The 25,138-nt window shown below is 73.7% G+C and carries 29 protein-coding genes; 17 read left to right on the forward strand and 12 right to left on the reverse strand.

Annotated elements, in window-relative coordinates:
- The first annotated feature begins 149 nt into the window (after positions 1-149).
- Genes IG86_RS0106955 through IG86_RS0106965 form a run of 3 tightly spaced genes read left to right on the forward strand, consistent with a single transcriptional unit; the run spans position 150 to position 3,624 of the window.
- Positions 150-1,826, forward strand: a complete 1,677-nt coding sequence (locus IG86_RS0106955) for an NAD(P)/FAD-dependent oxidoreductase (protein WP_030895562.1) — start codon at positions 150-152, stop codon at positions 1,824-1,826.
- Positions 1,823-3,274, forward strand: coding sequence for an ATP-binding protein (locus IG86_RS0106960; protein ID WP_030818246.1), 1,452 nt, complete (start codon positions 1,823-1,825; stop codon positions 3,272-3,274). Before IG86_RS0106955 ends, IG86_RS0106960 begins: the two co-directional genes overlap by 4 nt.
- Entirely contained in the window at positions 3,271-3,624 is a 354-nt protein-coding gene (locus tag IG86_RS0106965; protein ID WP_030818244.1) for a UBP-type zinc finger domain-containing protein, read from the forward strand. Before IG86_RS0106960 ends, IG86_RS0106965 begins: the two co-directional genes overlap by 4 nt.
- Before the next feature lie 10 nt (positions 3,625-3,634).
- Here IG86_RS0106965 and IG86_RS0106970 read toward each other — a convergent pair whose 3' ends face one another.
- The gene (locus tag IG86_RS0106970; RefSeq protein WP_030818242.1) at positions 3,635-4,672 is read right to left on the reverse strand and encodes an AraC family transcriptional regulator; all 1,038 of its coding nucleotides are present in this window, start codon (positions 4,670-4,672) and stop codon (positions 3,635-3,637) included.
- Between the two features lie 502 nt (positions 4,673-5,174).
- Positions 5,175-6,437 carry a DUF418 domain-containing protein gene (locus IG86_RS0106975; protein ID WP_063761497.1) on the reverse strand — a complete coding sequence of 421 codons (1,263 nt, stop codon included), beginning with the start codon at positions 6,435-6,437 and terminating at the stop codon, positions 5,175-5,177.
- A gap of 235 nt (positions 6,438-6,672) precedes the next feature.
- Here IG86_RS0106975 and IG86_RS0106980 point away from each other — a divergent pair, with 235 nt between their 5' ends.
- Together IG86_RS0106980 and IG86_RS0106985 are read left to right on the forward strand one after the other, a co-directional pair.
- Positions 6,673-7,698 carry an NUDIX domain-containing protein gene (locus IG86_RS0106980; protein WP_234316025.1) on the forward strand — a complete coding sequence of 342 codons (1,026 nt, stop codon included), beginning with the start codon at positions 6,673-6,675 and terminating at the stop codon, positions 7,696-7,698.
- A gap of 89 nt (positions 7,699-7,787) precedes the next feature.
- Positions 7,788-8,303: an SRPBCC domain-containing protein gene (locus tag IG86_RS0106985; protein ID WP_045936507.1), complete on the forward strand. Its 516-nt coding sequence runs from the start codon at positions 7,788-7,790 to the stop codon at positions 8,301-8,303.
- A 39-nt stretch (positions 8,304-8,342) separates the two neighbouring features.
- On the opposite strand, the gene IG86_RS0106990 is transcribed toward IG86_RS0106985, so the two are convergent.
- Positions 8,343-8,714: a VOC family protein gene (locus IG86_RS0106990; RefSeq protein ID WP_030895570.1), complete on the reverse strand. Its 372-nt coding sequence runs from the start codon at positions 8,712-8,714 to the stop codon at positions 8,343-8,345.
- 110 nt (positions 8,715-8,824) lie between these two features.
- Here IG86_RS0106990 and IG86_RS0106995 point away from each other — a divergent pair, with 110 nt between their 5' ends.
- From IG86_RS0106995 to IG86_RS0107015, 5 genes are all read left to right on the forward strand, one after another.
- Positions 8,825-9,481, forward strand: a complete 657-nt coding sequence (locus IG86_RS0106995) for an SDR family oxidoreductase (RefSeq protein ID WP_078905824.1) — start codon at positions 8,825-8,827, stop codon at positions 9,479-9,481.
- Between the two features lie 4 nt (positions 9,482-9,485).
- The gene (locus IG86_RS0107000; RefSeq protein ID WP_030895574.1) at positions 9,486-10,130 is read left to right on the forward strand and encodes a GNAT family N-acetyltransferase; all 645 of its coding nucleotides are present in this window, start codon (positions 9,486-9,488) and stop codon (positions 10,128-10,130) included.
- Between the two features lie 101 nt (positions 10,131-10,231).
- Positions 10,232-10,468: a hypothetical protein gene (locus tag IG86_RS0107005; RefSeq protein WP_158718520.1), complete on the forward strand. Its 237-nt coding sequence runs from the start codon at positions 10,232-10,234 to the stop codon at positions 10,466-10,468.
- Entirely contained in the window at positions 10,465-10,974 is a 510-nt protein-coding gene (locus IG86_RS0107010) for a hypothetical protein (protein ID WP_051785003.1), read from the forward strand. The genes IG86_RS0107005 and IG86_RS0107010 overlap by 4 nt, the downstream gene beginning before the upstream one ends.
- Complete coding sequence (locus IG86_RS0107015; RefSeq protein WP_030895578.1) at positions 10,971-11,732, forward strand: GNAT family N-acetyltransferase; 762 nt, start codon at positions 10,971-10,973, stop codon at positions 11,730-11,732. The genes IG86_RS0107010 and IG86_RS0107015 overlap by 4 nt, the downstream gene beginning before the upstream one ends.
- 15 nt (positions 11,733-11,747) lie before the next feature.
- Here IG86_RS0107015 and IG86_RS0107020 read toward each other — a convergent pair whose 3' ends face one another.
- Together IG86_RS0107020 and IG86_RS0107025 are read right to left on the reverse strand one after the other, a co-directional pair.
- Entirely contained in the window at positions 11,748-13,235 is a 1,488-nt protein-coding gene (locus IG86_RS0107020) for a DEAD/DEAH box helicase (protein WP_030818216.1), read from the reverse strand.
- Positions 13,236-13,278: 43 nt separating this feature from the next.
- On the reverse strand, positions 13,279-13,800 hold the full coding sequence (locus IG86_RS0107025; RefSeq protein WP_045936900.1) for a MarR family winged helix-turn-helix transcriptional regulator: 522 nt from the start codon (positions 13,798-13,800) through the stop codon (positions 13,279-13,281).
- Between the two features lie 107 nt (positions 13,801-13,907).
- Here IG86_RS0107025 and IG86_RS0107030 point away from each other — a divergent pair, with 107 nt between their 5' ends.
- Together IG86_RS0107030 and IG86_RS0107035 are read left to right on the forward strand one after the other, a co-directional pair.
- Positions 13,908-14,276: an HGxxPAAW family protein gene (locus tag IG86_RS0107030; protein WP_030818210.1), complete on the forward strand. Its 369-nt coding sequence runs from the start codon at positions 13,908-13,910 to the stop codon at positions 14,274-14,276.
- 171 nt (positions 14,277-14,447) lie between these two features.
- Complete coding sequence (locus IG86_RS0107035) at positions 14,448-14,654, forward strand: cold-shock protein (RefSeq protein WP_030818208.1); 207 nt, start codon at positions 14,448-14,450, stop codon at positions 14,652-14,654.
- A gap of 85 nt (positions 14,655-14,739) precedes the next feature.
- On the opposite strand, the gene IG86_RS0107040 is transcribed toward IG86_RS0107035, so the two are convergent.
- From IG86_RS0107040 to IG86_RS0107050, 3 genes are all read right to left on the reverse strand, one after another.
- A complete protein-coding gene (locus IG86_RS0107040; protein ID WP_030818206.1) occupies positions 14,740-15,312 on the reverse strand; it encodes a TetR/AcrR family transcriptional regulator in 573 nt (190 codons plus the stop codon).
- On the reverse strand, positions 15,309-15,662 hold the full coding sequence (locus IG86_RS0107045; RefSeq protein WP_030895582.1) for a DUF1304 domain-containing protein: 354 nt from the start codon (positions 15,660-15,662) through the stop codon (positions 15,309-15,311). The genes IG86_RS0107040 and IG86_RS0107045 overlap by 4 nt, the downstream gene beginning before the upstream one ends.
- Before the next feature lie 131 nt (positions 15,663-15,793).
- Entirely contained in the window at positions 15,794-16,132 is a 339-nt protein-coding gene (locus IG86_RS0107050; RefSeq protein WP_030818203.1) for a thioredoxin family protein, read from the reverse strand.
- A gap of 115 nt (positions 16,133-16,247) precedes the next feature.
- Between IG86_RS0107050 and IG86_RS0107055 the strand changes: the two genes are divergently transcribed.
- The 3 genes from IG86_RS0107055 (at position 16,248) to IG86_RS0107065 (ending at position 18,349) form a co-directional block, all read left to right on the forward strand.
- Positions 16,248-16,517, forward strand: a complete 270-nt coding sequence (locus tag IG86_RS0107055; protein ID WP_030818200.1) for a hypothetical protein — start codon at positions 16,248-16,250, stop codon at positions 16,515-16,517.
- Positions 16,518-16,690: 173 nt separating this feature from the next.
- On the forward strand, positions 16,691-17,047 hold the full coding sequence (locus tag IG86_RS0107060) for a YciI family protein (protein WP_030895585.1): 357 nt from the start codon (positions 16,691-16,693) through the stop codon (positions 17,045-17,047).
- Between the two features lie 81 nt (positions 17,048-17,128).
- Entirely contained in the window at positions 17,129-18,349 is a 1,221-nt protein-coding gene (locus IG86_RS0107065) for an RNA polymerase sigma factor (protein WP_063761498.1), read from the forward strand.
- A 21-nt stretch (positions 18,350-18,370) separates the two neighbouring features.
- On the opposite strand, the gene IG86_RS0107070 is transcribed toward IG86_RS0107065, so the two are convergent.
- The 4 genes from IG86_RS0107070 to IG86_RS0107085 all read right to left on the reverse strand — a co-directional run bounded on the left by IG86_RS0107070 (position 18,371) and on the right by IG86_RS0107085 (position 23,433).
- A complete protein-coding gene (locus IG86_RS0107070; protein WP_051785004.1) occupies positions 18,371-19,852 on the reverse strand; it encodes a condensation domain-containing protein in 1,482 nt (493 codons plus the stop codon).
- Positions 19,853-19,921: 69 nt separating this feature from the next.
- On the reverse strand, positions 19,922-20,335 hold the full coding sequence (locus IG86_RS0107075; RefSeq protein ID WP_030818193.1) for a hypothetical protein: 414 nt from the start codon (positions 20,333-20,335) through the stop codon (positions 19,922-19,924).
- Between the two features lie 84 nt (positions 20,336-20,419).
- A complete protein-coding gene (locus tag IG86_RS0107080) occupies positions 20,420-22,726 on the reverse strand; it encodes an ABC transporter permease (RefSeq protein WP_030895591.1) in 2,307 nt (768 codons plus the stop codon).
- Positions 22,723-23,433 carry an ABC transporter ATP-binding protein gene (locus IG86_RS0107085; protein ID WP_030895592.1) on the reverse strand — a complete coding sequence of 237 codons (711 nt, stop codon included), beginning with the start codon at positions 23,431-23,433 and terminating at the stop codon, positions 22,723-22,725. The genes IG86_RS0107080 and IG86_RS0107085 overlap by 4 nt, the downstream gene beginning before the upstream one ends.
- Positions 23,434-23,566: 133 nt before the next feature.
- On the opposite strand from IG86_RS0107085, the gene IG86_RS0107090 reads away from it, so the two are divergent.
- Both IG86_RS0107090 and IG86_RS0107095 read left to right on the forward strand, forming a co-directional pair.
- Positions 23,567-24,427 (forward strand): sensor histidine kinase, encoded by an 861-nt coding sequence (locus tag IG86_RS0107090; protein WP_030895595.1) that lies wholly within the window; start codon positions 23,567-23,569, stop codon positions 24,425-24,427.
- Positions 24,424-25,137: a response regulator gene (locus tag IG86_RS0107095; protein WP_051785005.1), complete on the forward strand. Its 714-nt coding sequence runs from the start codon at positions 24,424-24,426 to the stop codon at positions 25,135-25,137. Before IG86_RS0107090 ends, IG86_RS0107095 begins: the two co-directional genes overlap by 4 nt.
- Position 25,138 lies beyond the last annotated feature (1 nt).

The following is a 25,138-nucleotide window of genomic DNA, read 5'->3' on the forward strand; positions in this document are numbered from 1 at the left end:
GGCGATCCGGCGGGCGGACGCTCGGCGTGCACCGGGGGCGTACGCTCCGTGGCGAAGCGGAGCGGATCCGGTCGACCGAACATACGATGGGCGGGAACCGGCGCGGACGGCTCGCCGCGCCGCCCGACCGGGCCGCTCGTGGGAGACGTATGGCACAGGCCGCCGAACCAGCGCGGACCGTCATCCTGACCGTGGACGACGATCCCGGGGTCTCCCGCGCCGTCGCCCGCGACCTGCGGCGCCACTACGGGGCCGGGTACCGGATCGTGCGCGCCGAGTCCGGCGAGTCCGCGCTGGAGGCACTGCGCGAGCTGAAGCTGCGGGGCGACCTGGTGGCGGTGATCCTGGCCGACTACCGGATGCCGCAGATGAACGGCATCGAGTTCCTCGAACAGGCCCTGAACGTGTACCCCGGCGCGCGGCGCGTGCTGCTGACCGCCTACGCCGACACCGGCGCGGCGATCGACGCGATCAACGTCGTCGACCTCGACCACTACCTGCTCAAACCCTGGGACCCGCCCGAGGAGAAGCTCTACCCGGTCGTGGACGACCTGCTCACGGCCTGGCGCTCCAGCGACTACCGGCCGGTCCCCGCCACCAAGGTCGTCGGGCACCGCTGGTCGGCGCGCTCCTCGCAGGTACGGGAGTTCCTGGCCCGCAACCAGGTGCCGTACCGCTGGTACTCCTCCGACGAGCCCGAGGGACGGCGGCTGCTGGAGGCCGCCGGGGCCGACGGACAGCGGCTGCCCCTGGTCGTCACCCCCGAATGCACCGTGCTGATCGAGCCCGAGGCGGCCGACCTCGCCGCCCACGTCGGGCTCGCGACGACACCCGCCGCCGACTTCTACGACCTGGTCGTGATCGGCGGCGGCCCGGCCGGGCTCGGCGCGGCCGTCTACGGGGCCTCCGAGGGACTGCGGACCGTACTGGTCGAGCGGTCGGCGACCGGCGGACAGGCCGGGCAGAGCTCCCGCATCGAGAACTACCTCGGCTTCCCCGACGGCGTGTCCGGTGCCCAGCTCACCGAACGCGCCCGCCGCCAGGCCGGCCGGTTCGGCGCCGAGATCCTCACCGCGCGCGAGGTCACGGGACTGGAGGCCAACGGCCCCGCACGCGTCGTCCGCTTCTCCGACGGCTCGTCCGTCGCCGCGCACAGCGTCATCCTGGCGACGGGCGTGTCCTACCGGCAGCTCCTGGCGCCGGGCTGCGACGACCTGACCGGCCGCGGCGTGTACTACGGCTCCTCGCTCACCGAGGCCGCCTCCTGCCAGGGCCAGGACGTGTACATCGTGGGCGGCGCCAACTCCGCCGGCCAGGCGGCCATGTACCTCTCCCGGGGGGCCAAGTCGGTGACGCTGCTGGTGCGCGGGCAGTCCCTGACGGCGTCGATGTCGTACTACCTGATCCAGCAGATCGAGGAGGCACCGAACATCTCGGTGCGGACCCGGACCGTCGTCGAGTCGGCCCACGGCGAGGAGCACCTGGAGCAGCTGGCCCTGCGGGACGTCGACACCGGCGAGACGGAACTCGTCGACGCGCAGTGGATGTTCGTCTTCATCGGCGCGGCCCCGCTGACCGACTGGCTGGACGGCACGGTGCTGCGCGACGACCGCGGCTTCATCCTGGCCGGCCCCGACCTCACGCCCGACGGGCGGCCGCCCGCCGAGTGGCCGCTGGACCGGCCGCCCTACCACCTGGAGACCAACATCCCCGGCGTGTTCGTCGCGGGCGACGCGCGCGCCCAGTCCGCGAAGCGCGTGGCCTCCGCGGTCGGAGAGGGAGCCATGGCCGTGATGCTCGTCCACCGCTACCTGGAGCAGTCATGAGCGGAACGTACGTGCACTGCGACCCGCAGGAGATCGCCTCGCTGTTCCTGTTCGAAAAGCTCACCCCGCAGCAGCTCGGACAGCTGTGCGCCGAGGGCCGGGTGGAGTGCTTCGAAGCGGGCCCCGTGTACACCGAGGGCGACCCGGCGACCTGCTTCTACGTGATGATCGAGGGCACCGTCGTCCTGTCCCGCCGGGTCGGCGGCGACGACGTCGAGGTGAGCCGGACCTCGCAGCGCGGGGTGTACGCGGGGGCCATGCAGGCCTACCTGGGCGACCGGGTGCCCCAGACGTACACGAACTCGATGCGGGTGACCGAGCCGACCCGGTTCTTCGTGCTGCCCGGGCAGGCGTTCTCGGACTTCATGCAGCAGTGGTTCCCGATGGCCGCGCACCTGCTGGAGGGGCTCTTCTTCGGCGCGAAGAACACCCAGCGGGCCATCGGGCAGCGCGAACGGCTCCTGGCCCTGGGGTCGTTGTCCGCCGGCCTCACCCACGAGCTCAACAACCCGGCCGCGGCGGCCGTCCGGGCCACCGCGACCCTGCGCGAACGCGTCGGCAAGATGCGGCACAAGCTGGCCGTCATCGCCCAGGGCGACTACTCCCGCGAGGCGATCGCCGACCTCATCGAGGTCCAGGAACGCACGGTGGAACGCGTCGCGAAGGCGACGGCGCTCAGTCCGCTGGAGGCGTCCGACCGGGAGGACGAGCTCGCCGACTGGCTAGAGGACCACGGCATCGCGGAGGGCTGGCGCATCGCACCGACCTTCGTCCAGGCCGGACTGGACGTGGACTGGCTGGACCAGGTCGCGGCGGCCGTGGCCGACGACATCCTCCCGGGAGCCATCGGCTGGCTCAACTATTCGGTCGAGACAGAGCTGTTGATGGACGAGATCGACGACTCCACCACCCGCATCTCCCACCTCGTCGACGCCGCCAAGCAGTACTCGCAGCTCGACCGGGCCCCCCACCGGGTCGTCGACGTCCACGAACTCCTCGACAGCACCCTGCTGATGCTCTCCGGCAAGATCGGCTCCCGGGTGCGGGTGGTCAAGGACTACGACCGCTCCCTGCCGGACGTGCCCGCCTACCCGGCGGAGCTCAACCAGGTGTGGACCAACCTCATCGACAACGCCGTCTTCGCCATCGGGAGCACCGGCGGCGACGGCACCCTGACCGTCCGCACGGCGCGGGAGGGGGAGCGGCTGCTGGTGGAGTTCCGCGACACCGGCCCCGGCATCCCGGCCGACATCCGCAGCCGCATCTTCGATCCCTTCTTCACCACCAAGCCGGTCGGCGAGGGCACCGGCCTGGGCCTGGACATCTCCTGGCGGATCGTCGTCAACAAACACCACGGCAGCCTCCAGGTCGAGTCCGCCCCGGGCGACACCCGCTTCCAGGTACTGCTGCCCCTGTCCGCAACCGAGACGGCCGAGGAGCCCGCATGAGCGACATCAAGGGAATCGACCCGAGCGTCCCGCCGACCGGCACCGGCTGCGCCGACTGCGACGCGGTGGGCGGCTGGTGGTTCCACCTGCGCCGCTGCGCCCAGTGCGGCCACGTCGGCTGCTGCGACTCCTCGCCCGCACAGCACGCCACCGCCCACTGGAAGGCCACCGGCCACCCGCTGGTGCAGAGCTTCGAGCCGGGCGAGCAGTGGTTCTGGGACTACGACGGCGACGAGATGTACGAGTCCGGGCCCCAGCTGGCCCCGCCCGGCGACCACCCCGTGGACCAGCCGGCCCCCGGGCCGGCCGGCCGGGTGCCGGAGGACTGGACGCGCCGCCTGAACCGCTGACCCGGGGGCCTCACCGATCGGGCACGACACGGCGCAGGGCCGCGGGTGTGGTCCCGTACCAGCGCTGGACGGCCCGGCGCAGGGCGCGGGCGTCGGAGTAGCCGCTGCGCGCGGCGATCGCCTCGATGCTCAGGTCGGTGGTGTGCAGCAGCCGCGAGATCCGGTCCCGGCGCACCGTCTCGACCTCGGCGCTCCACGTGGTGCCGTGTTCGTCGAGGCGGCGCTGGAGGGTCCGCGGGCTGAGCGCCATCCGCCGCGCCACGGTGGCCAGGGCCGGGGCGGCTTCGTCCTGGACGGAGGCCAGGGCGCCGCGGAACAGGTCCAGCCAGTCGCGCAGCGGGACCGCGGTGGCGAGGGTCTGGTCGGCGTGCCGCCGCAGCACGGCCGACAGCCCGGGCTGGGCGTGCGGCGCCGGAGCGGTCAGGTCGGCGGTGCGGAAGGTGAGGGAGCTGACCGGGGCCTCGAACTCGATGCTGCGGGTGCCGTAGAGCTCGATCAGCGCGTCGTGCCGGCGGGGTGCCTCGGCGGCCAGCGTCACGCGGAGGGGGACGAGGCGCCGCTGCGCGGCTTCGCCCAGGCGGCGCAGGTACAGGCCGAGCGCGCAGGCGCGGACGGCGCAGGCCGCCTCGTGGGCCAGGTCGGCCCGGTTGAGGTGGCTGAGGACGACACGGTCCCCGTCCTCGGCGATGCGCAGGTCGTCCGTGCTGGTGTCGAGGACGGTGGCGAGGTAGGCCCCGGCGTCCCGGATCCCTTCGAGGGGCGTGGGCGCGGAGGTGATCAGGTAGTCCCAGACCCCGAGGCTCCCGATGGCCGACTGCCGTGCCATCAGCAGGGACACCTCGGTCCACGGAGCGTGGACGGTCGCCAGTTCCGCGATGCGGATGCTCGTGACGACGGGGGGCCGGCACAGGTCGTCGTTGAGGTGCTCGGGTGCCATGCCCAGCAGGTGCGCGTAGCCGGTCGGGGGTATGCCGAGCAGGCGTGCGGCATTGGCGTTCAGGCGGGTGAGGGCGGAGGACGTCGTCCCCTGGTGCGCATGCGAGACCACAGGGGGTGAGCATAGACGCAGCGTGAAATACCAGCAGGACGCCGCGGTTTGGGTCCTGATGTCCCCAATACGGCGTGGAGGGTCCCCCCGTGGCGCGTTCGGTCCCCTTGCTGACGTCTGCTGCCATGGGTCGGGCCGGCCGTCCGGGCCTAGCGTTGTGATCGTTCTCGCAGGGTGCCCCGGCACCCGGAGGCGCACGGGAGGTCCCGTCCGGATCGGAGCCCCCCCACGGGGGTGGGGGGCTCGGCATCCCCGCCCACGGGACCACCTCCCACGCCCGCGTCCGGGAGCTGCGGGTCGTGGCCTCCGACCGGTACCGGATGGCCGTCGCACGGGCCGCGACCGCCGGGTACGGGGACCCCGTGTCCAGATCGTCGTGCCGTACCGGCTCGCGGCCGCGGCGCGGGCCCTGCGCACGGAGGGCCACGAGGCGGCCGGCGATCCGTCGGACCGACACCGAGGAAGCCTGCTCCGACGCGCAGGCCGGGCGCCGCGCTCGGCGTCACGCCCGGGCGCCCACCTGCGTGGCCAGCCGCAGGGCGTGCTCCACCGGGCCGCGGCGCAGCGGGCTGTCCGCCCAGATCCGCTGCCAGACCCAGGTCAGCGCCAGCGCCGCGCCGCTGAAGGCGATCCACGCCGACCAGGACGCGGCGCCGTGCGCCGGGCCGGCCAGGACCAGGGCGTGGACGACGTACGCGCTCAGCGCCATCGCCCCCAGCACCGTGAGCGGCCGCAGCAGGCGGGCGCCCACCGCGTGCCGCGCGGCCAGTGCGCACAGGCCGATGAGGGCGCACCCCACCCCCGCGTTGCCCAGGGTCTCCAGCGGGGTCTGGCTGTAGGGGTCGGCCAGCAGCAGCCAGTCCCACGAAGTGCTCGGCACGGCGCCGAACTGGCTGCTCAGCACCTCCCGTACGGGGTCGGCGGCGGCCATCGCCTCCGGGTGGTGGACCGCTATCGCCCCCAGCAGCCGCTGCCGGGTCCCGAAAGCGTGGCCGGCCAGCCAGGCGGAGCCGTACCCGGCGATCGCGGCCGCCGTGCCCCACACGGCCATCCGCCGGGCCATCACCCGCTCCCGCACGTCGCACAGGCGGGCGAGGGCCATCCCGGCCAGGACGTACGGGAAGTACGTGGCCAGTGGATACGCCCCGGTCAGCAGCAGCTCGCACACCACCGTCCCCAGCCCCGGCCAGCTGGTCAGATCCGCGGCCTCGGGCACCAGGCCGCGCCCGGACGACCCGTACCCGAACAGCGGGCCCAGCAGGAACGACAGCAGCGGCCCCACCACGACCGACGCGCCCGCCACGGCGGTGAGCACCGGGGTGGAGAGCCGGGTGAAGGGCTCGGCGGCCAGGAAGTACACGGCGAAGAAGGCCAGGATCACCAGGATCCCCGGCCACAACGAGGCCAGGTACAGGCCGAGTACGGCCAGGACGGCGCTTCGGATCAGCAGCGGACGCCACCGCGCCGCCCAGCCCTCGGGACGGCGCGCCGGGTCGGTGCCGCGCTGCGCGAGGACCAGGGAGAAGCCCGCGAGGAGGGTGAAGAGGGCCGGGGCGCGCCCGTCGGCGGCGACGAGCAGGTAGCCGGCGCCCTCGGGCTGCGGAGTGGGGCCCACGTGCACGGCGAACATGCCGAGGACGGCGAGGCCGCGCACGGCGTCCACCCCGGCCAGCCGCCCGGAGCCGCCGCCGATCCGCCGGCCCGCCGACGCTCCCGCACCGGCACCCGCTCCCGTCCCCGCCTCTGCCCCGGCCCCTGTTCCCACCGCTGTCCCCGCCACTGCCGTTCCCGCTCTGAAGTTGGTCGGACCGGCGGTGTTCAAGCCGCCAGCCCGCTCCCGCACGGTACCAACGGCGACATAACCCGGTAATAAGGAGGTATGGCGGAGGTAAAGCGGGCCCCTCGCTCGCGGCCGCACGGCCCGCCGTAACCCGCGGGCCGTGCCCGCTGTTGCACAGGCGGCGGGTCCACACGGGTCCACCCAGGTGAACGGAGTCCCGATGCCGCAGCTGACCGACCACAGCGCGACCGACGACCGTGAGTGCGGCGCCGGGACCTGGATGACCCCGGAGGAGTACGGCGCCTCCCGGTCCGCCGTCTGGACCGCGGCCGTCGTCCTCGTCACCGACACCGACGGCCGGATCCTCATCCAGAGCGTCGACTACCGCGCCGACCGGCTGCTCCCCGGCGGGGCGATCGACGCCGGCGAGGCGCCGTCCGCGGCGGCCGCCCGCGAGCTGCGCGAGGAGCTCGGCGTCGACGGCCACTACCCGCGCGGCCTGGCCGTGGACTGGATCCCCGCCGACACCCCCGGCTTCCCCCCGGAGATGCGGTTCCCCGGCGAGATCCTGCACGTCTACGACGGCGGGACCTGGACACCGGACCGGATCGACGCCGTCCGACTCCCGGCGCAGGAGATCACCGGCATCCACTTCGCCGAGCCGGCCGACCTGCCCGCCCTGATGGACCCCGGCGACGCCCGCCGGGCCCTGTCCGCGCTGCGCGCCCGCATCAACGGCTCCGGCGCCGCCCTCCTGGAGGACGGCCGCCCCACCGCGCCGACCGCCCTCGACCGGCTCGGTGTGCTCCGCGCCCGCCGGATCCCGCAGCGCGGTGCCTGGCACGGCGGCCCGGTCCCCGCGCAGCGGCCCGTACGCGACCTGACCGGCTGGCTGTTCGCCCCCGACGGCCGGGTCCTGCTCCTGGTCGCCCGGGCCACCGGCGCCGCCCACCTGCCGCCCCCGGCCGCCGCGACCGCCACGGGATCCGCCCCGCTCGGCTACCGCCACGGCGAGCAGGGCGCCCACGCCCGCGTCGCGGCCCGCCTCACCGGCCTCCCGCCGGCCACGGACCCGGCGTACGCCCGCCTGCTGGCCACCCCGGAACAGGTCCGCGAGCTGAGCGACTGGGGTCCGGCCGGCGAGGACGAGCTCGCCGCGGTCCACGCGGCCCGCGCCCGTCTGGGCCTGCCCGCCCCGGCCCGCAGCCCGCTCACGGAACTCCCCGAGGAGGGCCTGCGCTGGTGACCGCCCGGGGGACCGCACGGGGAACCGCCCGCCACCGCCGTGACCGTGAAATCCGTCGTCCGCGGTCCGCGGTCCCGCAGCATGGGGCCATGAGCGACAGCGCGATCACCTACACCCTCTACATCCAGGCCGATCCGTCCCGGGTCTGGCAGGCCCTCACCGATCCCGCCCTCACCCGCCGCTACTGGGGGCTGAGCTTCGAGACCGACTGGGCGGTGGGCTCGCCGATGCACTGGGTCGAGCGGGGGACCCGCACCAGCGACCCCGGCCAGCTCGTCCTCGGCTGCGTCCCGGACCGCCTGCTGTCCTACACCTGGCACACCTTCAGCCCGCAGTGGGCGGCCACGGCCGGGATCGACGAGGAGGTCCGGTCCGAGCTGGCGAAGGAGCCCCGTACGAAGGTGACGTACGAGATCGAGCCGGTCGGCGACACCCTCGCACGGCTGACGATCCGCCACGAGGGCTTCGAACCGGGCGGAACCCTGATCGCCATGTGCGGGCAGGCATGGCCGATGCTCGCGTCGAGCCTCAAGACCCTGCTGGAGACCGGCGCGCCACTCCCCGAACCGGAACCCGGGCACGGGCCCGGCGCCCCCGGAGCCTGACCCGCGCCCGAACCGGCGCCGGCGGGCGCCCGGGTCGAGTCATGCTCCCTCGGGGGTGATCAGGCAGAAGGGATGGCCGACGGGGTCCTCGTAGACGCGGTATCCGATCGGCTTGTCCGAACCGTCCAGCAACGTCGCGCCGAGGGCGAGCACCTGGGCCTCAGCCACGTCGAGGTCCTCGACCATCACGTCGATGTGCATTTGAGGAGGACGCGCGGAATCCGTCCAACGCGGCGCGCGGTAATCGTCCACCCGCTGGAAGAGGACCACCGGGGTCCCCGCCTCGTCCTGGAGCACGACGTAGTCGCCGGTGTCCGCCCGCCGCGAGAGCGACAGCAGCTTCTCGTAGAAGCCGGCGAGTTCATCCGGGTCGGGGCAGTCGATGACAACGGTGTACAGGCGTCCGATCATGCAGCTCACTCTGCCACTGGCTGGCGGGCGGGCCGAACGGCACGGCCCCGAGCCGAAGTTGAGGAACGAGCTGAGACCATGTGTATGAACCATGAGTCAGGAGCGCACACATGGCACTTGAACGCCACCGCGTCGTCATCACCGCCGCCGAACGCGTCCGTGACGAGATCAGGGCGCAGGGCCACGACGCCGACCGCGTCCACGCCTACGCCCGCGATCTCACCGACCCGCCCTCCGTACGGGAGTTCGCCGCCGCGGTGGCCGCCCGCACGGACCACGTCGACGTACTCGTCAACAACGGTTCCCGCTACCAGCACGGCACCTACCTGCTGTCCGCCTCCGACGAGGACGTCGTCGACACCCTCGCCTCCGGCGCCACCGGCACCGTACTCGCCACCAAGGCGTTCCTGCCGCTCCTGCTGAAGTCGGCCAAGCCGGACGTCGTCACCATGGTGTCCGGCTGCGGAGAGGCCGGCCACGACCGGTCCGACGCCCACGACGCCCACGACGCCTTCTACGCCGCCAAGAGCGCGCAGGCCGGATTCACCGAGATCCTCTCCCGCCGACTGCGCGACCGGGGCGTCCGCGTGATCTCGCTCTACCCGCCGGACTTCGACAACCACGACCCGCTGTCGGAGGCCTGGGAGGCCGCCCCGCGCACGGCGAAGGACCCCCTCACCGCACAGTCGCTGGTCGACTGCGTCTTCTTCGCGATCGGCCGGCCCCGCGACTGCTTCATCAAGTCCTTCCACTTCGAGCAGGTCTGACGGCATGGGCAGGACCCTTGCCGAGATCCTGGACGCGGCGGCCGAAGGACGGTTCCCGCCACCCGACGGCGGCACGACCGTGGTTGCGCAGGAGCACCGCCGCGACGCGGGCGTCCTCGCCTTCACCGCGCACTCCGTCGTGTTCACCGACGAGGACCCGGAGTGGGTGCTGGCCACCCTCGCGGCCCTGGACTGCGACGCACTGGCCGCCACCATGAACCCCCGCTTCCTGGCCGCGCTGCTGGACCGCACCGGACGCCGGACCGACACCATCGACCTGCTCACCGTCGCCGGCCCGCTGCCCGGCCGCCCCCCGCTGCGGCTCCGGGAGACGACGGACCCCGACCACTCGCGCGTACGCAGGGCCCTGCGCCGCCGTCACGACGTACGGGTCTGGTCCGCCGACGGGGGAGTGCTCGTCCTGGGCCGCGGTGTCGCGGGCCGCTGGGAGGCGGCCGTCGAGGTCGACGAGGACGTCCGGCACCGGGGGCTCGGCAGGGAACTGGCCCGCGCCGCCCGCCACCTCGTCCCCGACGGGCAGCCGGTCTGGGCCCAGCAGGCCACCGGCAACGCGCGCAGCGTCCGCGCCTTCCAGGCGGCCGGCTACCGCCCGGTCGGCGCGGAGGCCCTGATGGCGCTCCCTTCCTGACGCCGCCTCCTGACGGCACCCTGGCCACCGGCCCCCGACAGCGGTCGTGTGGAATGGGGGCCATGCGGAGAGGCAACGAAGAACGGCGACCTGCCATAGGCATGCCGACGAGGGCGCTGGTCCCACCGGTGGCCGGGGGCTGGGCGGCGTCGGTCACGGGTGGCGGCTGCGGCCGGCCCGCCCCGTCCGTCACCGGCGCCGCACAGGCCGAGGACATCGCCGCCGCGACCGTGGCCGACGTCGCGCGCCACCCCCACGGGCGGACCGTAGGGACCGCCCGGGAGCCGCTCGCGGACGGCGGCCGGGCGGGACACGTCCGCGAGGACGTCGCCGCATGAGCTTCCCCGACGCCGATCCCGACGACGCGCCCCCCGAGCACTGGCGCTACGCCCGCCACCTCGAAGCCCTGGCCGCGACGCCCGGCGGGAGCGCCGAGGCGGAGGTCGTGGCCACCGTCCTGCGCGACCCCGACCGTGTGATGGCCGAGAGCGCGGTCGTCACCCATCTCGACCGCCGGGCCGCGGGCCTGCTCGCCGACGACGGGTTCACCGCATGGGAGCGGGCCATGTCCGGGGTGCTCACCGGCCGGCCCTTCCCCGAGCGCCGGCTGCGGGAGTGGAGCCTGCTCAAGGCCGTCACCCGCGGCGAGCCCTGGTCCGCCGCCGAGCTGACCGGCGCGTCCGACTGGTGCCAGCGCACCGCCGTCCGGCTGCTCGGCTCGTGCGAGGCCCTGGAGCTGCTCGCCGCCGACGCCCGCACCCGCCGCGTCCGCAACGCCGCCGCCGAGCGCCTGCGCAGACGGCCCGCCGTTCCACGATCCGAGTGCCCTGGGCTGCCCGGATGACCAGCCCGCACCTCTCCGGCATCAACCGCTTCATGGCGGCCTTCGCCCGCCGCCAGGCGGCCCGCACCGTCGGGCTGCCCGGCGGGTTCGCCGCCTACGACGACGCCTTCGCGCAGTCCCGCGCGAACAACCAGGTCGTCATCGACGGCGGCGTCGACCCCGAGGCGCTCCCCGCCATCGCGGAGGAGGCCCTCGGTCACCTGCCGCACCGCCTGGTCTCGGTGCTCGACGACGAGACCGCGCGGGCGTGCGCCGGACCGCTGGTCCGGGCCGGCTACACCCACTCCACCTATCTGGTGATGCTCCACACCGGCCCGGTCCCGGCCCGCGCGGCCGCACAGGAGGTCGGCCTCGACGCCCTGCGCGGCCCGCTGACCACCCGCTGGCGAGGCATCCTCCCGGACGTCGACGACGAGGTCGTGCGCCAGCTCGTCGACCGGCGCGAGGCCCGCCTGCGCGGCACCGACGAGGTCCGCTTCATCGGCTCCCGCACGGAGGGCGGCGAGGTCGCCTCCTGGGCCGACCTCTACCTGGACTCCACCGCCGGCACGGCCCAGATCGAGGACCTGATGACCTCCGAGGCCCACTTCCGCCGCGGGCATGCCGACGCCGTCGTGGCCACCGCCCTGCACCTGGCCGCGGAGGCGGGCTGCGAGACCCGCTTCCTGACCGCCGACGCGACGGACTGGCCGCGCCACTGGTACGAGCGCCGCGGCTTCCGCGTCATCGGCCGCTCCCACGCCTTCGAACGCGACTGAGCGCGAGCCGGGGGCTCAGATACCGCGGCGGACCCTCGCCGCGCGGCGGGCCTCGGCCTGCTGGCGGGCCTCCAGCGTCTTGCGAGACTCCTTGCCCTTCCCGGGCCGGCCCGGCCGGGTGCCGATGCCGCGGAAACCGAGCTCCGTCCCCGACGGCCTGCCCTTGGCGTCGGTCGGCGCGGAGCCGGACAGCGGCACCCCGGACGGGGCCTTCGCGCCGGTGATCCTGCTGAGCGCCGCCTCACCGGACCGCACCTGCGTGATCGTCGGCCGGATCCGGGCGTCGGACAGCAGCCGGACCATGTCCCGCCGCTGGTTCGGCGTGACGAGGGTGACGACCCGGCCGGACTCGCCGGCCCGGGCGGTACGGCCGCCGCGGTGCAGGTAGTCCTTGTGGTCGGCCGGCGGGTCGACGTTGACGACGAGGTCGAGGTCGTCGATGTGGATGCCGCGCGCCGCGACGTTCGTCGCGACCAGCACGGTGACGGCCCCGGCCTTGAACTGGGCCAGGGTGCGGGTGCGCTGCGGCTGCGACTTGCCGCTGTGCAGCCCCTCCGCCCGTACGCCCATCGCGCGCAGGTGCTTCACGAACTGGTCGACCCCGTGCTTGGTGTCGAGGAACATCAGCACCCGGTTGTCGCGGGCCGCGATCTCGGTCGCCGCCGAGATCTTGTCGGCCGCGTGGATGTGCAGGACGTGGTGGTCCATCGTCGTCACGGCACCCGCCTGCGGGTCGACGGACGAGGAGACCGGGTCCTTCAGGTACCTGCGCACCAGCTGGTCGACATTGCGGTCCAGGGTCGCCGAGAAGAGCATCTTCTGGCCCGCGTGGTGCACCTGGTCCAGGATCTCCGTGACCTGCGGCATGAACCCCATGTCGCACATCTGGTCGGCCTCGTCGAGCACCGTGATCCGTACCCGCTCCAGGTGCACGTCGCGCCGCCCGACCAGGTCACTGAGGCGTCCCGGGGTGGCCACGACGACCTCGGCGCCGGTCCGCAGGGCGCTCACCTGCCGGCCGATGGACAGCCCGCCGACCACCGTGGCCATCCGCAGCCGCAGGGCCGCCGCGTAGGGCTCCAGCGCCTCGGTCACCTGCTGCGCCAGCTCGCGCGTCGGTACGAGGATCAGTGCCAGCGGGCGCTTCGGGTCGGCCTGCTGTCCCGCCGTGCGCGCCAGCAGGGCCAGGCCGAAGGCCAGCGTCTTGCCGGAGCCGGTCCGGCCGCGCCCGAGGACGTCACGCCCGGCGAGGGCGTTCGGGAGGGTGGCGGCCTGGATCGGGAACGGCTTCGTCACCGACTGGGAGGCCATGGTCTGCGCCAGCTCCACGGGCAGGTCGAGCTCGGAGAACGACTCCACCGGCGCCAGCGCCGGCGACTTCGGCTCGGGCATCGCGAACTCACCCTGCGGCCCGAGGCTCCGGGGGGCCTTGGTTGCGGTCTTGGAACCGGCCTTGGCACCGCCCTTCACACCGAAGCGGCCATGAGCTGACGGGTTCCTCATGCAGGACCTTTCGAAGCAAGGGGAGAAGAAGAGAAGAAGATGGTCAACCGCCCATGGTACCAGCGGGGGGCGGACCTGCCGGGGCGTCCAGCTCGCCCGAGCGGACCTGGGCGCAGTGGGCGCGGACCTCGGCCGCGGCGCGCTCGAAGAAGTCGGCGATCACGGCGGTCTCGTCGGGGGTGTAGTCCGCGAACAGCGTGCCGAGCCGGTCGTAGAACGGCTGGTAGACGGCGAAGACCCGGGCTGCCGCGGCGGGCTCGGCCACGACGCGCACCCGGCGCCGGTCGGCCGGGTCGGGCCGGCGGCGCGCGTATCCGGCCTTCTCGAGCCGGTTGAGCACGCCCGTGACCGCGCCGGTGGTCAGGTCCACCAGTTCGGCCAGGTCACCGGCGGCGAGAGGGGTCTCCCCGGCGCCCAGGACGTGCCCGAGGCAGGTCAGGTCGGTGACGTTGAGCCCCAGCCGCTGCGCCACCTCCTGCTGTCCGACGATGCCGAGGGCGACGAACTGGTCCATGCGCGAAAGCGCCTCCGCGGCCGTGGCCGCGGGGCGGGGCTTGCCCTGCACGCAAATACTCCTTAGCATCTAAGTTACTTAGCTAGTGAGATACTTACCTTGCGAAATAAGCATCTCCTTGTCCGAGCCTACTGCTGCCCCTTCGACCAGGGAGAACCATGAGCGCGCACGGTCACGTCGACCTCGGCCACACGGTGGCCGGCTGGACCGGAACCACTGTGGCCCTACTGGGCTTCGCCGGAGCGGGGGCCGCCGTGTGCGCCGCCTGGATGCCCGGGATCCTGATCGGCCTCGGTGTCGTGGTCCTCGCCGGGCTCGTCACCTGGCTGCTGCACCTCGCCGGATGGGGCAAGCCGAGCGGCCCCCGCCCGGAAGCCGAATGGGACTGGCGGGTCCGGGACACCGGGGCCCGCGCCGGGCACGCCGACTGCCTGGGCTGCCGCGTCGCCGGACCGCGCCGGGCCGCCGCGGCCGCCGCCGGATCCCGCCCTTCGGTGGCGCTGCCGGCCGCCGAAGAGGGGGCCTGAGTCCGTACGCGTGGGGCGGATCCCCCGTATCGCGGACAAGGCGGCCGCAAGTTCGAATGTGCGACGCGCCCCGGTTGGCCGCGTTCGGCGTGTGCCGTGGGGGAGCTTTGGGCAGGATTCGAGACGGCCGCGCGTGCGGCCCGCAGTGGACCGTTGTGAAGGATCAGCAAGATGGCAACAGGTGTCGTGAAGTGGTTCAACTCGGAGAAGGGGTTCGGCTTCATCCAGCAGGACGACGGCGGTCCTGATGTGTTCGTGCACTTCTCCGCGATCCAGACCACGGGGTTCAAGTCGCTGGAGGAGAACGCGCGGGTCGACTACACCGTCACCCAGGGCCCCAAGGGTCCCCAGGCCGACAACGTGGTCCCCATCGGGTAGGCCCACCACGAGCCGTGCCGCGAAACGAAGCCCCGCCGGTCCGCCGGCGGGGTTTTCCGCGTCCGGGGCCGGTCGCGTCCCGGAGCTACCGCGGTCCGACGGCCCGGTGCAGGGCCAGGAGCAGCGGCCACAGGTGTTCGGCCAGCGCGGCCGGGTCCGCCGGGATCTCCTCGTGCAGCCAGTCCGCGAGCACCCCGGTGAAGGCCGCGGCGACCGCCGAGGCGACGAGGTCGGGCTGAGGGGCGCCCACCGCCGCGCGTTCGGCGCGGGCGCGGGCGCGCAGCTCCCGGTGCAGACGGTCGCCGAGGGGGCCGCCACCGCCCGGGAGCAGCAGGGTCCGGTAGAGCGGTGCCCGCTCCGCCGCCCCCGTCAGGAACTCCGCCAGTGCCGCCGGAGGATGCGGCGGGGGGAGTGGTGAGGGGCCGGTCTGCCAGGCGTGCAGGGCGTCGACCGCCGCATGCACGACGTCCGCGCAGGCGTCGACGGCGAGCGCGGTGAGGTCCTCGTAGTGCAGGTAGAAGGTGGCGCGGCCGACGCCGGCCCGGCGGACCACCGCCGAGACGCTGACCTCGGCGAGCGGCCGGCCGGCGCACTCGGCCAGCAGGCTCTCGCGCAGCCGCCCCTTCGTCCGGGCCGTACGCGGATCCTCCGGGCTCATGCGGCCAGCAGCGCGGCGCCGAGCGCGAGCGCCCCCGGTGCGGCCTGGGCGACGAGGATCCGGCGGTTGGCCGTCGCGGCCCCGAACACGCCGGCCACGATCACGCAGACGAGGAAGAAGACCTGCGTGGCGAGCGAGCCGATGACCAGCCCCCAGACCAGGCCGGCGGCGAGGAAGCCGTTGTAGAGGCCCTGGTTGGCGGCGAGCGGCGCGGTCAGCCGGGCGGTGTCCGCGTCGAACCCCGACAGCGCCCGGCCCGGCGGCCGCTGCCACAGGAACATCTCCAGGACCAGGAAGTACGCGTGCAGCGCGGCCACGAGGCCGATCAGGACCTGGGCGACCGTCTGCATGGCCGTCTCCACTTCTCGGGGTGAGGGGGTGTGGGAACCAACTTCCTGGACAACTGTACAGGAAGTCTCGTGGCCGGCGCTGCCGGGCCGCCACCTCCCGCGCACCGCCCGAACGGTCCGGTCCCCCCGACTCAGAGGTGGGCGTCGAGGAACGCCCGGAACTCCTCACGGCCCATCGGGCCCGCCTGGCTCGCGACCGCCTCGCCCTCCTCGATGAGCACGGCGGTCGGCGCGCCGGTCACGCCGTAGCGCCTCGTCGCCCCGGGGCAGCGCGTCATGTCGGTGCGGACGGCGGTGAACCGCGTCCCGTACTCCCGTGCCAGCTCCCCGACGACCGCGTCCATCGCACGGCAGGCCTCCACCGCTTTGGGCCAGGTGCCGCAGAAATAGGCGAGAACGGGTCCCGTCGTCATCGACAGGACGAAGTCGAACTCCTCGTCCTCCTGTGGCCGGTGCACCCCACGTGCCATGCGTCTCGCTCCTCACTCGTGCGCCCCTCCGCCGGGAGCGCGGCACCCATCATCGCCGCCGCCCCGACGGGCGGCCGCCGGGCCGTTGTCAGTGCCTCCTGTGAAGCTGATCAGCATGGACGACAGGATGCTCCGGCGCCGGGTCTACGGCGCCGACCACGAGGACCCCGACCCCGGCCCCCGCTCCGGCCACGTCTACGGCGAACTGGTCGGCGGCCCGCTCGACGGGCTCCTCCTGGACATCACGGGCTGGAGCGCGCCCCAGCTCGACGAGGAGGCCCGCCTCCCCACCGAGATAGGCCGCTACGGACCGGGCGGCCGGGCCCACTACCGCCGCAGGGCGGGGGACCCGGGCCACTGGGACTGGACCGGCGACAGCCGCTGACCGGCCCCGCCACAGCCCCGCGCACGGCCCACCGGGCGCACACCGGAGCCCCCGGTGGCCGCCGCGAAAAATTCCTCGAAGTATTTCCGGAGAGCTGTCGATCCGGGAGCCTGCCGTTCGACGCAAGGGTGAGAGGCGGGGAAGGACCCCGCCCCCGCTACCGAGGAGTCACCATGGCGCGCTTCCTGACGATGATCCGCATCAACGAGCAGGACCTTCCCCCCAACGAGTTCCCGCCGGAGTTCGAGCAGCGCATGGGCGCCCTGCTGGAGGAGATCACCAAGGCCGGCGTCATGCTCGACACCGCGGGACTGCTCCCCACCTCCGAGGCGACCCGTCTCAGCTGGTCCGGCGGCAAGATCAGCTACACCGACGGCCCCTTCACCGAGACCAAGGAGGTCGTCGGCGGCTACTCCCTCAGCCAGTGCAAGGACAAGGCCGAGGCCATCGAGTGGACCCGGCGGTTCCTGGAGATCCACCCGGCGGAATGGAACGTCAGCGCCGAAGTCAGGGAGATCCAGGAGATGTGATCCGGGACATGTGATCCCGCCCGATCGCACCGCGTTTGCCCTGCCTCGTCACGGCTGCTCTGATGGGTGGCCGTGACGGCAGTGGATACGGCCCGGGCGGTCGAAGCGGTGTTCAGGATCGAGTCGGCGCGGATCATCGCCGGCGTCACCCGCATCGTGCGGGACGTCGGCATCGCCGAGGAGATCGCACAGGACGCCCTCGTCACCGCACTGGAGCAATGGCCGCAGTCGGGTGTCCCGGACCGCCCGGGCGCCTGGCTCATGGCGACGGCCAAGCACCGCGCGATCGACCTCGTCCGCCGCAAGGAGACGTACGCGCGCAAGCTCGCCGAGGTCGGCCGGACCCTGGAGGACGAGCCGCCACCCGCCGAACCGGCCGAACCCGACGACATCGACGACGACCTGCTGCGCCTGGTCTTCACCGCCTGCCACCCCGTCCTCGCCACCGAAGCCCGCATCGCGCTCACCCTGCGCCTGATCGGCGGACTCACGACCCAGGAGATCGCCCGCGCCTTCCTCGCCTCCGAGAGCACGATCGCCCAGCGCATCGTGCGCGCGAAGCGGACCCTGGCCAAGGCCGCGGTGCCCTTCGAAGTCCCCTACGGGGCGGACCGCGGGGCACGGCTCTCGTCGGTCCTGGAGGTCATCTACCTGGTCTTCAACGAGGGCTACTCGGCCACCTCCGGGGACGACCTGGTCCGGCCCGCCCTCTGCGAGGACGCCCTGCGCCTGGCCCGCGTGCTGGCGGCCCTCATGCCGGAGGAGGGCGAGGTGCACGGCCTCGCCGCGCTGCTGGAGTTCCAGGCGTCCCGGATCGCCACCCGTACCGGCCCCGACGGCGAACCGGTGCTGCTCGCCGACCAGAACCGGGCCAGATGGAACCGCCTGCTCATCGCCAGGGGCGCCCGGGCGATGAGCCGCGCCGGCAGCGGCCCGTACGCCCTCCAGGCCGCCATCGCCGGCTGCCACGCGGCCGCCGTCCGCTACGAGGACACCGACTGGGCCGCGATCGCCACCCTCTACGGACGGCTGGTCCAGCTGACCCCCTCACCGGTGGTGGAACTCAACCGGGCGGTTGCGGTCTCGATGGCCGAGGGACCGGCGGCCGCCCTGCCGCTCGTCGACGCCCTGGCGCGGGAACCGGCCCTGAGCGCCTACCACTTGCTGCCGAGCGTACGGGGCGACCTGCTGGAGCGCCTGGGCCGGCCGCGCGAGGCCCGGGCCGAGTTCGAACGCGCGGCCTCGCTCACCCGCAACGAACGGGAACGCACCCTGCTCCTGCGGCGCGCGGCCCGCCTCTGAGCGGCGCCCCGTAGCCCCGGCTCAGCCGCGCCGCGCGAACGCGGCCACGTCCAGCGGGGTCCCCCGTACCGGCCGGCGCTGCGGCGTCAGGGCGACCGGTCGGCGGAAACCGCCGGAACGGGCGACCTCCTGGACCGTCAGGCGCAGCGCCTCCTGGAAGTCGCTCATGGTGCGGCGGGCGGCGGGGGTGTCGACGTAGATGGAGTTCATGTGCAGGCCGTCCGTGTCGCGCTGGAACCACGAGCAGGCACCGTTGGCGCGGGCCGACCACACGTGGGTGGTGGGCCGCCACTCGTCGTGGCGCTCGGCACCGGGGCACTTGCGCATGTCGATGTACGAGAAGAAGTTCACCGGGTACGGCCAGGAGCGGGCGGCGAACTCCTCGGGCGCCAGCAGCTCCCACGCCCGGACGAAAGGCACGTCGAGATGGGTCATCATCTCCGTGAACCCGGCCCGGACGGAGGCCATCACCTGGGCGAAGTCCCGGCCGGGCGAGGCGTCGAACTCGATCGGCAGAGTGTTGACGAACCAGCCCACCGAGTTCGTCCAGGTGCTCCGGCCGCGCTCGCTGACCGGCATGAAGCCCCGGTAGACGCCCGGCCCGCCGGCCTCGCGCAGACACACGGCCACCGAGCCGAGCACGCCCATGAACGGCTTCCCGCCGACCGCCAGGCACGTCTTCTCGAAGACCTCCGCCTCACCGGCGTCCAGCAGCATCGACGCCTCGTTGACGATGGGGTACATCCGGCCCGGCTCCACGCCGAGGTCGAGGGGGAAGCGCGGGAAGAACTCGCCGGCGGGCCCCATGAAGGCCTTCCAGTAGTCCAGACGGCCGTCGCGGGCGTCGATGGACAGGTAGCGGCGGCGCTGCTCCTCGGCGAAGTCGAGATAGCTGGGCGCGGGCGGCAGTTCGACGGCCTCGCCGCGGCACAGGCCCTCGTAGGCGGTCAGCACCTCGCGGGCGACGATGGGCATCGACATGCCGTCGCAGACGATGTGGTCGAAGGCCAGGTAGACCGTGGCCGAATCCTCGCGGACCACCGATCCCATGATGAACAGCGGCCAGGACAGGGTGTCGATGCTCCGCTTGAACCGTTCGACGAGGAAGTCGCTCAGCTCGTCGGCGTCCTCGAAGGTCCCCACGCGCTCGGGGTCGAGGGTGAGCGTGGCGGGGGCGAAGGGCTCGCAGGCCACCTCACCGGCCAGCCGCCGGAACGCGCAGCGCAGGACCTCGTGCCGCTGGACGAAGGAGAGCAGGGCCTGGGCCAGGGCCCGTTCGTCCAGCGGGCCGGTCACCTCGAAGGTGACGGCGACCCACGACGCGACGGGGTCGTCGGCGGCCCGGCTCTCCTCGGCGACGGTGAAGTGCTTGTCCTGGTTGAAGGACGCCTTCCGGCTCGCCGGGTCGCCCGGCCCTTCGGCCTCCACCGCGCTGGACCTGAGCCGCCACTCGACCACCCTGCCGGGTGCCACGTGGTGCATCTCCAGAGGAAATTGCCGCATACCGCCATCCCTTCGCCCCCGAGTCAACCCCCAGGCCCTAACGACCCCCGGCCCGGGGAGGTGACGCAATCACGCCTGCGGGGCGGGCGGCGGCCCGGCGGAGTCCTTCCGCCTGCGGAGGGCGGCCTCGAAGAGGGTCCATCCGTCGATCTCCATGCCCGATGGGCCGTCGGGACGCCACCCGCGGGCCAGGGCCTCCTCCATCAGGGCCCGGACGGTGCCGGGTTCGTGCAGGTACAGCGACTCGGTCGTGCTGAGGGACACCTCTCCGGAGACCATCGGGTAGCCGGTCGGGACCAGCCTGCCGGGCCCTTCCCGGAAGACGACGCGAAGGTGCCCCCGCGCCCCGGTGAGGTGCACGGTCAGGGACTCGCAGCAGTCGCGCTCGCCCCCGCCGGGTCTGCTGTGGGAGTGGCGCACCGAGCGCGTGTAGGTGTCCCCGTCCACGACCAGACGCCGGGCCTTCCTCGGATTGCGGGGCATCCGCGGCTCCTTTCCCGGGTGTCGGAATGTCGGGGGAGCAGCCTACGGAGCCCCGGTCACCGGCCGCATCCGTGATTCCCGTGCCTATTCGGTGTGCAGGGCCGCGGCGATCGTCGTCCGGGCCGCCGACCGGGCCGGAACCAGCGCACCCATGACGGCGATCGCGACCCCGGCGAGCAGCAGGCCGGACAACTGCGGCGCGTCCCACACCGCCTTCATCGACTCGGGGAAGGAGACCACCCCGACGTTGTCCACGACCAGCCGGTGGGCGAGGATCCCGAGCGGGATGCCCAGCAGCCCGCCGACCGCCCCCACCCCCGCCACCGAGGTCACGGTCATCAGGACGACCTGCCGTGGTGTCATCCCGATCGACTTGAGCATGCCGAGGTCCCGCCGGCGCTCCCGGGTGCCCAGGAGGACGGTGTTGAAGACACCGAGGGACGCGACGGCGCTCAACAGGACCGTGAACACGGTGGAGAAGGCGACGACGGTGGTGGTGGCGGTGTTCCCCGCATCCGAGACCGAGGCGCGCAGCCCCGGGTCGGTGGCCTCGGCCGCCGCTGCGTACGCCCGGGCGTCGGCCCCGGGAGCCAGCCGCACCTCGTACTCGACCGCGCGAGCGTCCGGTGCCAGCGGCAGGAGGGTGTCCCAGGAGGCCTCCAGGGCACGGGCGTTGCCCTCGATGAGCTCGCCCACGACGGTCGCGGAGGTCTGCCTGCCGCCCAGCGCCAGGGTGACCCGGTCGCCGAGCCGCAGCCCGTTCTGCGTCAGGAAGGCCGGCCCGGCCACGACTTCGCCGGCCGCCCCGGGCATCCGGCCCTCGGCGATCCGGCCGGCCGACGAGGCGTCGTCCCCGCGGTAGAAGTCGGCGAAGGCGGGCCTGCTCTGCCCGACGAGGGTCACCTGGGCCAGCGCCCGGGCCCGTACCCCCGCCGCGCCGGGCAGGGACCGCAGCCGCTCCTCGATCCGGGCGTCGCCCAGCAGCGGAGCGGCCCGGCCGTTGTCCGGCCCACCGGCTTCCACCCTGACCAGGGCGCCACCGCCGCGTCCGGCCTCGCTGTACGCGAGCATCGTGCTGGTCAGTCCGGTCGCCAGGGTCACCGTGGTGACGCCGAGGACGATGGCCGCCAGGGTCAGCAGCGTGCGGCCGGGACGGGCGAAGGGCTGGCCCAGGCCCATGCTGACCGCGCGCGGCAGCCGGCTGCCCGCCAGGACGCGCTGGACGCGCAGCCCGCGGCCGGTCAGCGGGGCGCTGCCCGCGCTGATCGCCCGGGCCGTCGGCAGCCGGTGCGCCCGCAGCGCGGGGACCAGCGCGGTGAGCACGACGAGGGCGGGCATCCCCAGCAGACAGACGACCGACACCCACGAGGAGACGCCGCCGACGGCGGCCCGGCCGGTCTCGATACCGGAGAACGCGATCCTCAGGACGGGCCCGGCCAGCGCGTTGCCGAGCAGGGTCCCGGCCGCGGAGCCGACGAGCGCCGGCACGGCCGTCATCGCCAGGTAGACGGCGACCACCTGGTTCGGGGTGAAGCCCAGGGCCTTGAGCACGCCGATGTGCCGGTACCCGGAGACGACCGCCCCGCTGACGACGTTCCCGACGATCAGGGCGGACACCAGCAGGCCGAGGACGCCGAAGAGCGTCATGAAGGGGAGGTAGGCGTCGGCCAGCGACGAGAACGCCTTCCTCAGATCGAGGTGGGTGTGCGCACTGGTCAGTGCCCCCTCCGGCAGTCCGGCGGTGGCCCGGGCCAGTGCGGCGTCCAGCCGCGCCTGCGTCGCGGAGTCGCTGAAGCGGTACAGCATCTGGGCGGTGGCCGGACGCAGCGCGGTCATCTGCTCGGGCGAGACCCAGGCGTCCGCCGACTTGCCCATGCCCGCCGCGAATCCGACGACCGTCAGGGGCGCCGATCCGGGCACCTCCAGAGTGGTTCCGAGCAGTTCCGTGCCGGGGGTGCCCGCGGACGGCCAGGCGACGACGATCTCCCCGGGGGCGGTCGCCCACCGGCCCTCCAGGACCTCGACACGGTCGACCGGGCCTCCCGGGTCGGCCCGCCCCACCACCCTCAGGGAGCCGCCGGGCATCCAGAGCCAGCCCTTGGGCACGTCCAGGACGCTCTGCCCGAACGGCCCCGCCGCAGCGGTCACGCCGGGCCGCCGGGCGGTCTGCGCCAGCTGCTCCGGGGTGGCCTTCGCCGGGTCGAAGGCCGCCACGGTGTGCGGGCCGCGCTGGGCGGCGTACGCCTTGTCGAAAGGACTGGTGGCGACGTCGAGCAGCCCCAGCGCGAGCAGGACGGTCGTGGTGGAGCAGAGTACGACCAGTCCGATGACGAAGGCCTGCAGCCTGCGGCGCTTCACCGCCGCGCGCGAGGCCCGCCACACGGCGCTCACGCGGTCGCCTCCAGCACGCTCTGCCGGGCGATCCGGCCGTCGGCGACCTCGACCAGTCGGCTGGCGCAGCGCGTGGCCAGCTCCGGATCGTGCGTGACGATCAGCAGGGTCTGGCCCATCTGGTTGAGGTCGATGAGCAGGTCCATCACCTGCTCACCCGACCGGCTGTCGAGGGCGCCGGTCGGCTCGTCCGCGAGCAGCAGCGCCGGACGGTTCATCAGCGCCCTTGCCACGGCCACTCGTTGGCGCTCCCCGCCGCTCAGGGTCGCCGGATAGTTGTTCCTGCGGTCGGCGACGCCCAGCTCGTCGAGGAGTTCCAGGGCCCGGCGGCGCGCCTGCCGGGCCGGGGTGCCGGTCAACTGGGCGGCCAGCGCCACGTTGTCCAGGGCGGGCAGGTCGTCGATGAGGTTGAAGAACTGGAAGACCATCCCGACGTGCCGGCGCCGGAACAGCGCCAGCCCCGTCTCGTTGAGCTCGCCCAGGTCGTGGCCCTGCACCTCGACGGTGCCCGACGTCGGCCGGTCCAGTCCGGCCACCATGTTGAGCAGGGTGGACTTGCCGCAGCCGGAGGGTCCCATCACGGCCACCGCATCACCCGCGTGGATCTCCAGGCAGACGCCGTCCAGTGCCTTCGCGTCGCCGTACTCCTTGTGCACGTCGTCCAGTCGTACGACGACCTGCCGTGCGGTGTCATGATCGGTTGTCATGGCCCCGAACCTAAGCCGGGAGCCGCGGGCGGGGCGTCGGCCCCCGGATGTAAAGGCCGGCGCAGGTCATCCCGGGGATGTATGCGCCCGTCCGGCACAATGACATCGGGGCCCGGAGGGTGGGGAGTTGAGAGTGGGACAGATCATCGCCACGGCCGTCGCCTGTGTCGCGGCGGCTGCGTGCGGCGCACTGGGCGTGGCACTGCTGCGCGCCCGCCGCGCCCACCGGGCGGCGCTGGAGGAGCGCGGCTGGCTGCTGGAGCGGGAGCGCGAGAGCGCGGCCCGCAGCGCCGTCGACGCCGAGCGGGCCAGGATCGCGGCCGAACTCCACGACATCGTCAGCCACAACGTCAGCCTGATGGTGGTCCAGGCCGGGGCCGCGCGCGAGGTGCTCGCCACCCTGCCGGAGGAGGCCGCGGCGGCGATGGGCGCCGTGGAGCAGGCCGGGCGCACCACCATGACCGAACTGCGGCACCTGCTGGGGCTGCTCGCGCCCGCGCAGGACGGCGCGGACGCCCCGTACGAGGCGCAGGTGGCCGCGGCCACCCGGCTGTCGCCGCAGCCGAGCCTGACCCGGCTCAGCGCGCTCATCGACCGGTTCGCCTTCGCGGGCCTGCCGGTCGAGGTGCGCATGTCCGGCGACCCGCGCCCGCTCCCGGCCGGGATCGACGTCACGGCGTACCGGATCATCCAGGAGGCGCTCACGAACGCGCTCAAGCACGGAGAGGGAGGCAGGACGCAGGTGGCGGTGCGGTACGCGGAACACGCGCTGCGCGTGGAGGTGCTGAGCGGCGGCAGCGGCGGGCTCGCGGGAGGTGCCGCCGGACCCCGGCCCGATGCCGCGGGCCGGACCGCGCCGAAGGCCGAGGGGACCGGCCGGGGCCTGATCGGCCTGCGCGAACGGGTCGCCGTCTACGGCGGGGACCTCGACGCCCGCCGCCGGCTCGGCGGCGGCTACCGGGTGCGCGCCCGCCTCCCCCTGGACCGGCCGTGACCACGCCCGGAACCCCCGCCACGACCGACGGGCCGGCGCCCCGCGTCGTGATAGCCGACGACCAGGACCTGGTCCGCACCGGCTTCCGGCTGATCCTGACGGCCCGCGGGATCGACGTGGTGGGCGTGGCCGCCGACGGCGCCGAGGCCCTCGCCCAGGTACGCCGGCTCCGTCCGGACGTCGTCCTGCTCGACATCCGCATGCCGGTCATGGACGGCCTGGAGGCCGCCCGGCGCATCCTCGCCGAAGCCCCGGACTGCCGGGTGATCATGCTGACCACCTTCGACCTCGACCAGTACGTGTACGCGGCCCTCGCCGCGGGAGCCAGCGGCTTCCTGCTCAAAGACGTCACCCCCGAACACCTCGCGGCCGCCGTCCGCCTGGTCGGCACCGGCGACGCGCTGCTCGCCCCGTCGATCACCCGCCGCCTGGTGGAGCGCTGCGCCCCGGGTGCGGCAGCCAGGGACCGTGTCACGACCGCCGGCACCCACCGCGAACTGGCCGCGCTGACACCGCGCGAACGCGAGGTGCTGACCCTGATGGGCCACGGCCGCTCCAACTCCGAACTGGCAGGGGACCTGACGCTCAGCGAAGCCACGGTGAAGACCCATGTGGCCCGCATCTTCGCCAAGTTGTCCCTGCGCGACCGGGCCCAGGCCGTGGTCCTCGCCTACGAGACCGGCCTCGTGACACCAGGTTCGGGTGGCTGAC

Source organism: Streptomyces virginiae, assembly GCF_000720455.1.
Lineage (GTDB): Bacteria > Actinomycetota > Actinomycetes > Streptomycetales > Streptomycetaceae > Streptomyces > Streptomyces virginiae.